The sequence below is a fragment of the Nitratidesulfovibrio liaohensis genome, from assembly GCF_011682075.1.
GTDB lineage: Bacteria > Desulfobacterota > Desulfovibrionia > Desulfovibrionales > Desulfovibrionaceae > Cupidesulfovibrio > Cupidesulfovibrio liaohensis.
On the sequence record NZ_VSMK01000333.1, the window covers coordinates 1 to 3,095 of the forward strand.

Sequence of the window (3,095 nt, forward strand, 5' to 3'; positions counted from 1 at the left end):
GCCACGCCGCATGTGCGGCCACGGCGGCTCGCGCCCTGGCCGTGGCCTGCGGCGGGGCAGACCCCGGTCGGGCATTCGTGGCGGGCATGCTGCACGACATCGGCCACCTGCTGCTGATGGGCAACCTGCCGGACCTGGCCTCCCAGATATCCCGACGTGCCTCGGAAGGCGCCATGCCCATCCAGGCGGCGGAGTGCGAACTGCTGGGCTACGACCACTGCGACATCGGTCGCCGCCTGCTGGATGCCTGGCGGCTGGGCGATGCCGTGGCCGAGGCGGCGGCAACCCACCATGGACCGGACGCCCGCGCCTGGAGCGACCTTGGCCTGTACGTGCACCTTGGCGACTGGATCGCCGTGGCCCTGGGCTATCACATGCCGGGCGACGCGTTGCTGCGCCAGCCCGCGCGCGGGGCACTGGACCGCCTGAAGCTGGCCCCGGCGGCATTCTCGTCGTTGGTGGGCCATGTGCTGGCCGACACCGAGGCCATGGAGCAGGCCCTTTTTGGCGACGCCACGGCCTGACCGCAAGCAATCATCCGGCGGAATCGTCCGGCGTGATCGTTCGAGCAGCCGTGGCGCTCCGCGGGCCTGGCAGCTGTCCCCCCGACGAGGCAAGACCGTAAACACCGCTCCGTCTCAGCCTCACCGCCCGAATCAGCCCCATGAACGCAACAGCGGCGTGAACGGTCCACCCGTCCACGCCGCCGGTCATTTCAAGGCCGCTCCGCGCAAGCAAGGCAACGCCTGCCCGCGTGGGAACAATCCCTGCTACTTGCGCGCCGCCCCTCCCGCGTGCGCGGTGATGGCCGCCTGCACGCGCGCCTGCGGCCCCACCAACACCGCCCCTGCCAGCAGCCCCGCCAGCAGCCCCCAGAACGACGAACCCACGCCCAGCAGGCTCACACCGGACACGGTGACCAGGAAGGTGATCACGGCGCTTTCCCGGTGCACCGGGTCTTCCGTGGCCTGGGTCAGCCCGCCCAGAAAGGCCCCCAGCAGGGCAAGGCCCGACACCACGGCCACCAGCGCCTGCGGCAGGGCCGTGAACAGGCCCACCAGCGTGGCCCCGAAGGTGCCCACCAGCACGTAGAACCCGCCGCAGAAGATGCCCGCCCAGTAGCGCCGGGCCGGGTCCGCATGGGCCTCCGGACCGGTGCAGATGGCGGCGGTGATAGCCGCAAGGTTCACCCCGTGCGACCCGAACGGCGCCAGCAGGGTGGATGCCACGCCCGTCCACGTCACCAGCGGGCTGCCGGGGGTGTCATAGCCGGATGCGCGCATGACCCCAAGGCCCGTGGCGTTCTGCCCGGCCATGGCCACCACGAACAGCGGCACGCCAAGCCCCAGCAACGCCCCCATGGTGAAATGGGGCATGGTCAGCACCGGCACGGCGGGCGCGGCGCTTACCGGGCCGAACGAAAGCTGCCCTGTTGCCCCGGCCACCACAAGGCCCGCCAGAAGCGGCAACAGCACGGCATAGCGCGGGGCCAGGCGACGCGCTGCCAGCCATGTCAGCAACATGGGCGCCACCAGCAACGGCGCGGCCTGCATCCGCGTGAACACGTCCACGCAGAACCGGAACAGGATGCCCGCCAGCATGGCCGACACCACGGCCTTGGGAATGCGGTCCATGAATGCGGCAAACAACCCGGTGACGCCGAACACGGTGATGGCCACGCCCACGGCGATGAACGCCCCGATGGCCTCGGGGTAGCTGTATGCCGTCCATCCGGCGGCCAGCAGCGCAGCGCCCGGGGTGGACCACGCGGTGATCACCGGCACCCGGTAGCGCAGGCTGAGACAAATGCCGGTCACGCCGCTGGCCACGGAAATGGCCCAGATCCAGCTGGACAGCTGGGCCTGGGTCAGGTGGGCGGCCTCGGCGGCCTGGAACATCAGCGCGGCAGGCCCGGCATAGGAAACGATGACCGCCACAAGCCCCGCCACAAGGGCAGAGAGCGACGATTCGGACAGGATGCGCCTCAGCATGCGGACCTCCCCCGGACAAGACCGGAAACGGGCTGCGAGACGACGGGAATCGGACAGGGGATCACGAAGGGATTGGCGCAGGCGGGGCGGCGGGCGCACACGATGCCACGAATGGCTGCGGCAAGGCTGGCGCAGGTGGCGCGGCAACGTCGCACGACAATGCCGGTGCGGCGGCTGGCGCCGTGGTCCGTTGCGGCATCAGCGCCGCCGAATCGTGGAAGGATTGCGAGAAATGCCATGAACAAGCACATGGGCGGCCTCCGGACAGGCTTCCCCGGACGGGGAAGGTGGTTGTCGGCATCGTGTCCGATGCGGCCCAGGCGAGCGGCGCTGACGAATGCCGCGCTCCCTCGTGGTGTTGCTCCACTTTCTCGCCAGTCGCGCGGCATGTATGGGTAAGGCCCGGTGCTAGCACCAGCGGCGGTGCAACGTCAAGAAGCTAAACATCCCGTGCAACAACCAACGCTTCTGTTTACTTCACGCCGGTGAGGGACTCCGCGTCACCAGTTATTATTTACAGCAAATATAGGCCGCATGTTAAAATATTCCAATCTGCCTAACACGGTCCCCCTCCTCAAACATCAGGGAGAAACAGATGGAAGTCAAAAACCTAAATGGCACAAGCGCTAATACCTGCGGAAAATGTGGCACATGGATCAATCACTGGCAAAACCTATCCGGAAAGGAAGCTCTTCTGTGCGGTCGAAAAGACTGCACAGGGATAGCTGAGCTTGGCGCGCATGTCCAAAAAGTCTCCGGCGACACAGCATGGTACATTGTGCCGCTCTGCTCAGACTGCAACCATATATCAAGCGATGAGACTTTTGAGATCGACAGCGACACTCCACTTATCCGTGCTGTCGCCTGTAACTAATTGAACACGCTGCTTCCAGCCTGCAAACGCACGAAGGCCCCGGTGATTTCTCACCGGGGCCTTTCGCGTGAAGGGTAGGGATGCGGTTTTGCATCCCTGTGAAAATAAGTGCTGGCATCGGCCTACTTTCCCACGCAAGAGTACGCAGTATCATCGGCGATGGAGGGCTTAACTTCCGAGTTCGGAATGGGATCGGGTGTACCCCCTCCTCCATGGACACCAGCACAAAT

General features: G+C 66.1%; 2 protein-coding genes, 1 rRNA gene and 1 riboswitch. Of the genes, 1 reads left to right on the forward strand and 2 read right to left on the reverse strand.

Annotated features, from left to right (window positions below; all coding sequences use genetic code 11):
• On the forward strand, positions 1–524 hold a 524-nt coding region (locus tag FVW27_RS11685; protein ID WP_167125351.1), incomplete at its 5' end, for an HDOD domain-containing protein.
• Between the two features lie 246 nt (positions 525–770).
• On the opposite strand, the gene FVW27_RS11690 is transcribed toward FVW27_RS11685, so the two are convergent.
• Both FVW27_RS11690 and rrf read right to left on the reverse strand, forming a co-directional pair.
• On the reverse strand, positions 771–1,991 hold the full coding sequence (locus FVW27_RS11690) for a benzoate/H(+) symporter BenE family transporter (protein WP_167125353.1): 1,221 nt from the start codon (positions 1,989–1,991) through the stop codon (positions 771–773).
• 307 nt (positions 1,992–2,298) lie between these two features.
• A riboswitch (ZMP/ZTP riboswitch) is annotated at positions 2,299–2,383 on the reverse strand.
• Positions 2,384–2,974: 591 nt separating this feature from the next.
• Positions 2,975–3,089: ribosomal RNA gene (gene rrf, locus FVW27_RS11695) — 5S ribosomal RNA — on the reverse strand.
• Between the last annotated feature and the right edge of the window lie 6 nt (positions 3,090–3,095).

Excerpts from the sequence above, each read along its gene's own strand:
- FVW27_RS11690 (WP_167125353.1), bottom strand. The coding sequence starts at position 1,991 with ATGCTGAGGCGCATCCTGTCCGAATCGTCGCTCTCTGCCCTTGTGGCG.